This window comes from Mesorhizobium sp. M7D.F.Ca.US.004.03.1.1, from assembly GCF_003998635.1.
GTDB lineage: Bacteria > Pseudomonadota > Alphaproteobacteria > Rhizobiales > Rhizobiaceae > Mesorhizobium > Mesorhizobium loti.
In genome coordinates, this window is the sequence record NZ_RZQG01000387.1 from 1 (window position 1) to 5459 (window position 5459).

Genomic DNA, 5459 nt, shown 5'->3' on the forward strand with positions numbered 1-5459 from the left:
GAATATGTCCGGCTTGGCCGCGACGGCATGGCCGTTTCGATCAGCAAGGTCGAGGATCTCGGCCGCCACAAGGTGGTCCGCGCCAATCTCGAAGGCCGCGAGATTGCGGCGGTCATCGGCGAGGACGAGACCGTGCCTGCCGATCCGAAGGTGCGGTTCGACCCGGCCGGCATCAACATCTATGCCGATTCCTGGCGCGTCGAGATGGGGGCATAAATGGAAAAGACCTGGAACAACAAGGCCTGGTTCCTGGTGCTGCCGGTGCTGGTGCTGGTGGCCTTCACCGCCGTCATCCCGCTGATGACGGTCGTCAACTATTCGGTGCAGGACACGTTCGGCAACAATGTCTTCACCTGGGCCGGCACCGAATGGTTCGAAGAACTGCTCTCGTCCAGCCGCTTCTGGGAAGCGATGGTCCGCAACCTGATCTTTTCCTTCATCATCCTGGCGATTGAGGTGCCGCTCGGCATCTTCATTGCGCTCAACATGCCGAAGAAGGGCTGGGGCGTGCCGGTCTGCCTGGTGCTGATGTCGCTGCCGCTGCTGATCCCGTGGAACGTCGTCGGCACGATCTGGCAGGTGTTCGGACGCAACGACATCGGGCTGCTGGGCTATTATCTCAACGCGATCGGCATCGATTACAATTACGTGCAGGATCCGTTCGATGCCTGGGTCACGATCATCGTCATGGATGTCTGGCACTGGACCAGCCTCGTCGTGCTGCTCTGCTACGCCGGACTGGTCTCGATCCCGGATGCCTTCTACCAAGCGGCCAAGATCGATGGCGCCTCGCGCTGGGCGGTGTTTCGCTACATCCAGTTGCCGAAGATGCAGCGCGTGCTTTTGATCGCCGTTCTGTTGCGCTTCATGGACAGTTTCATGATCTACACCGAGCCCTTCGTCGTCACCGGCGGCGGGCCTGGCAATTCGACTACGTTCCTGTCGATCGACCTCGTCAAGACGGCACTCGGCCAGTTCGACCTTGGTCCGGCAGCCGCCATGTCGCTGGTCTACTTCCTCATCATCCTGTTGTTGTCGTGGGTGTTCTACACCGTGATGACCAACTACGACGCGGAGCGCTGAGATGGCTGGCGCCAACGAAACGACGACGGAGCGGGACCGGGTGAGTCAGGCGGCTGTTTCAGAAGGGCTCGCCAGCGCGCTGTCGCAGAGCGAAATCGATCGGTTGATGCGCCGGCGCGGCGAGGAATCGCGCTGGTGGTGGATCGTGCCGACGCTCTACATCATCGTGCTTTTGCTGCCGATCTACTGGCTCATCAACATGAGCTTCAAGACCAATGCGGAGATCGTTAACTCGCTGACGCTCTACCCGCACGCGCCGACAATCGCCAACTACGTCACCATCTTCACCGAGAAGGCCTGGTACTCCGGCTACATCAACTCGATCACCTATGTGGTCATGAACATGGTGATTTCGGTATCGGTGGCGCTGCCGGCGGCCTATGCCTTCTCGCGCTACCGCTTCCTTGGCGACAAGCATCTGTTCTTCTGGCTGCTGACCAACCGCATGGCGCCGCCGGCAGTGTTCGCGCTGCCGTTCTTCCAGCTCTACTCGGCCTTCGGCCTGATCGACACGCACATAGCGGTCGCGCTCGCGCACTGCCTGTTCAACGTGCCGCTGGCGGTGTGGATCCTCGAAGGCTTCATGTCGGGCGTGCCGAAGGAAATCGACGAGACCGCCTATATCGACGGCTATTCGTTCCCGCGCTTCTTCATCAGGATCTTCATGCCGCTGATCGCCAGCGGCATCGGCGTCGCCTGCTTCTTCTGCTTCATGTTCTCATGGGTCGAACTGCTGATCGCCCGAACGCTGACCACCACCGATGCCAAGCCGATCGCCGCCACCATGACCCGCACCGTGTCGGCCTCCGGCATGGACTGGGGGCTGCTGGCGGCCGCCGGCGTGCTGACGCTGATACCCGGTGCGCTCGTCATCTGGTTCGTGCGCAACTACATCGCCAAGGGCTTCGCCCTGGGGAGGGTGTGATCATGAACCTCGACTTCTCCTGGATGGCATGGACCTGGCCGACGGCCGCTTTTTTTGCCGTCATCGCCCTGCTGCTGGTCGGCATGGGCGTCTGGGAATACGCCTCGCCGGGCGGCAATCCACGCGTCGGCGTGCTGCGCTTCGAGACGACGCGCGGCGACCGCTTGTTCTTATCGCTGCTCGGCAGCGCCTTTATCCATCTCGCTTGGCTGGGTCTTGTCGGACCGAGCCTTTGGTGGGCTCTCGCTCTCTCCGTGGTCTACGCCATTGGCGTGTTCCGCTACGTATAGAGGGGGAAACTGTTGGAGCGGCCGCGTGCCGGCGACCGCTCCAGATCGCACTTGAAACCTTAAACAGTGGAGGAAACACATGCGACGGCAATTTTTAACATCAACAACGGCCCTTGTCCTGTTGCTCGGCGTAGGCAATGCCTATGCCGGGATGGATGAGGCAAAAGCCTTTCTGGACAAGGAGATAGGCGGCGTGTCGACGCTTTCTCGCGCCGACCAGGAAAAGCAGATGCAGTGGTTCATTGACGCGGCCAAGCCCTTCGCCGGCATGGACATCAAAGTCGTGTCGGAAACCTTGACCACCCACCAGTACGAGTCTCAGGTGCTGGCGCCGGCCTTTACCGCCATCACCGGCATCAAGGTCACGCATGACGTCATCCAGGAAGGCGACGTCGTCGAAAAGATCCAGACCCAGATGCAGACCGGCCAGAACATCTACGACGGCTGGGTCAACGATTCCGATCTGATCGGCACGCACTGGCGCTACCAGCAGGTGCGCAACCTGACCGACTGGATGGCGGGCGAAGGCAAGGACGTTACCGATCCGATGCTCGATGTTGACGACTTCATCGGCACCAAGTTCACCACTGCGCCGGACAAGAAGCTCTACCAGCTGCCCGACCAGCAGTTCGCGAACCTCTACTGGTTCCGTTACGACTGGTTCAACGACGAGAAGAACAAGGCCGACTTCAAGGCCAAGTACGGCTACGATCTCGGCGTGCCGGTCAATTGGTCGGCCTATGAGGACATCGCCGAATTCTTCACCGGCCGCGACGTCAACGGCAAGAAAGTCTTTGGCCACATGGACTACGGCAAGAAGGATCCGTCGCTCGGCTGGCGGTTCACCGACGCCTGGCTGTCGATGGCCGGCAACGGCGACAAGGGCCTGCCGAATGGCGTGCCGGTCGATGAATGGGGCATCAAGGTCGATGCGAATTCGCGGCCTGTCGGCTCGTGCACAGCGCGCGGCGGCGACACCAATGGACCAGCATCGGTCTATGCCATCCAGAAGTATCTTGATTGGCTGAAAGCCTATGCGCCGCCGGAAGCCCAGGGCATGACCTTCTCTGAATCCGGCCCCGTGCCGTCGCAAGGCAATGTTGCCCAGCAGATCTTCTGGTACACCGCGTTCACCGCCGACATGGTCAAGCCCGGCTTGCCGGTCATGAACGACGACGGTACGCCGAAATGGCGTATGGCGCCGTCTCCGCACGGCTCATACTGGAAGGACGGCATGAAGCTCGGCTATCAGGATGTCGGTTCCTGGACGCTGATGAAGTCGACGCCGACCGACCGCGCCAAAGCCGCCTGGCTTTATGCGCAGTTCGTCACCTCGAAGACCGTCGACGTGAAGAAGAGCCAGGTTGGCCTGACCTTCATTCGCGACTCCACCATCCATGACAAGAGCTTCACCGAACGTGCGCCGAAGCTCGGCGGTCTGATCGAGTTCTACCGCTCGCCGGCCCGTGTGCAGTGGACGCCGACCGGTACCAACGTGCCGGACTATCCGAAGCTGGCGCAGCTCTGGTGGCAGAACATCGGTGACGCATCCTCGGGTGCCAAGACACCGCAGGAAGCCATGGATTCGCTCTGCGCCGACCAGGAAAAAGTCATGGCCCGTATCGAGAAATCCGGTGTCCAGGGCGACATCGGACCGAAGATGGCCGAAGAGCATGACCTTGCCTACTGGAACGCCGACGCGGTCAAGGCCGGCAATCTCGCGCCTCAGCTGAAGCTCGAGCAGGAGAAGGACAAGCCGATCACCATCAACTACGACGAACTGGTGAAGAGCTGGCAGAAGTAACCTTGGTGTTGGCGTTCGCGCCCGCATCATGAGAATAGGGGGAGGCGGCATCTTGCCGTCTCCCCTGTTTGTGTAAAAGACTAAGTGGGGAGGCAGAATGACCGGATACATCCTTGCCATTGACCAGGGCACGACATCGACCAGGGCGATCCTGTTCGACGACAAGATGAAGGTTGCCGGCAGCGGGCAACAGGAGTTCACCCAGCACTATCCGGCCTCCGGCTGGGTTGAGCACGATCCCGAGGACATCTGGACGAGCGTCGTATCGACCGTGAAGGCGGCGCTGAAGAACGCCGGTCGGACTGCTTCCGAGGTGGCCGCACTCGGCATCACCAATCAACGCGAAACCGTTGTCATCTGGGACAGGGTGACCGGCAAGCCGATCCACAATGCCATCGTCTGGCAGGACCGGCGCACCGCGTCGCTGTGCCAGAAACTCAAGAGGCAGGGGTTGGAGAAGAAGTTCACCCGCAAGACCGGACTGCTGCTCGATCCCTATTTTTCCGGCACCAAGATCGCCTGGGTGTTGGACAAGGTGAAGGGCGCCAGAAAGCGGGCCGAGAAAGGCGAACTGCTCGCTGGCACCATCGATAGTTTCCTGATCTGGCGGCTGACCGGCGGCAAGGTCCATGCGACGGACGCCACCAACGCTTCGCGCACGCTGGTCTACAACATCGCTGAGAATGCCTGGGATGACGAGCTGCTGACGATCCTCAACATCCCGGCGAAAATGCTCCCTGAGGTAAAGGACTGTGCCGATGACTATGGAATCACGGAGAAAAGTCTCTTTGGCGCCGAGATAAGAATCCTCGGGGTTGCCGGCGACCAGCATGCCGCGACCATCGGCCAGGCCTGCTTTGAGCCAGGTATGATGAAGTCGACCTATGGCACTGGCTGTTTTGCGCTGCTGAACACTGGCAGCGACCTGGTGCGTTCGAAGAACCGGCTCTTGACCACCATTGCCTACCGGCTGAACGGCAAGACGACCTACGCACTGGAAGGCTCAATCTTCATTGCCGGTGCCGCGGTTCAATGGTTGCGCGATGGCATCAAGGTGATCGGCAAGGCCGAGCAGAGCGGCAAACTGGCGGCAGAAGCCGATCCGACGCAAAATGTCTACCTGGTGCCCGCCTTTGTCGGACTCGGCGCACCGCATTGGGATGCCGAGGCACGCGGCGCCATCTTCGGGCTGACCCGCAATTCCGGTCCGGCGGAGTTTGCCCGCGCCGCGCTGGAAGCCGTGGCCTACCAGACGCGCGACCTGCTCGACGCCATGCGCAAGGACTGGAAGGGAGCTTCGGCCAAGACGGTGCTGCGGGTCGACGGTGGCATGGTGGCGTCGGACTGGACCATGCAG

5 protein-coding genes and 1 pseudogene are annotated in these 5459 nt (G+C 61.0%); all 6 read left to right on the plus strand.

Annotation, left to right across the window (positions count from 1 at the left end):
- Positions 1–216 (plus strand): annotated as a pseudogene (locus tag EN935_RS20615) (ABC transporter ATP-binding protein); the annotation flags it as partial.
- Positions 217–1083 (plus strand): sugar ABC transporter permease, encoded by an 867-nt coding sequence (locus tag EN935_RS20620; protein ID WP_109669130.1) that lies wholly within the window; start codon positions 217–219, stop codon positions 1081–1083.
- A 1-nt stretch (position 1084) separates the two neighbouring features.
- Positions 1085–2008: a carbohydrate ABC transporter permease gene (locus EN935_RS20625; RefSeq protein WP_127265107.1), complete on the plus strand. Its 924-nt coding sequence runs from the start codon at positions 1085–1087 to the stop codon at positions 2006–2008.
- Between the two features lie 2 nt (positions 2009–2010).
- Positions 2011–2298: a DUF2160 domain-containing protein gene (locus EN935_RS20630; protein ID WP_109669124.1), complete on the plus strand. Its 288-nt coding sequence runs from the start codon at positions 2011–2013 to the stop codon at positions 2296–2298.
- A gap of 79 nt (positions 2299–2377) precedes the next feature.
- A complete protein-coding gene (locus EN935_RS20635) occupies positions 2378–4102 on the plus strand; it encodes an ABC transporter substrate-binding protein (protein WP_109669121.1) in 1725 nt (574 codons plus the stop codon).
- 97 nt (positions 4103–4199) lie between these two features.
- The coding region (gene glpK / locus EN935_RS20640; protein WP_127373564.1) for a glycerol kinase GlpK at positions 4200–5459 on the plus strand (1260 nt) is incomplete at its 3' end.

Coding starts and splice junctions, on each gene's coding strand:
- EN935_RS20625 (WP_127265107.1), top strand. CDS start 1,085: ATGGCTGGCGCCAACGAAACGACGACGGAGCGGGACCGGGTGAGTCAG.
- EN935_RS20630 (WP_109669124.1), top strand. CDS start 2,011: ATGAACCTCGACTTCTCCTGGATGGCATGGACCTGGCCGACGGCCGCT.
- EN935_RS20635 (WP_109669121.1), top strand. CDS start 2,378: ATGCGACGGCAATTTTTAACATCAACAACGGCCCTTGTCCTGTTGCTC.
- EN935_RS20620 (WP_109669130.1), top strand. CDS start 217: ATGGAAAAGACCTGGAACAACAAGGCCTGGTTCCTGGTGCTGCCGGTG.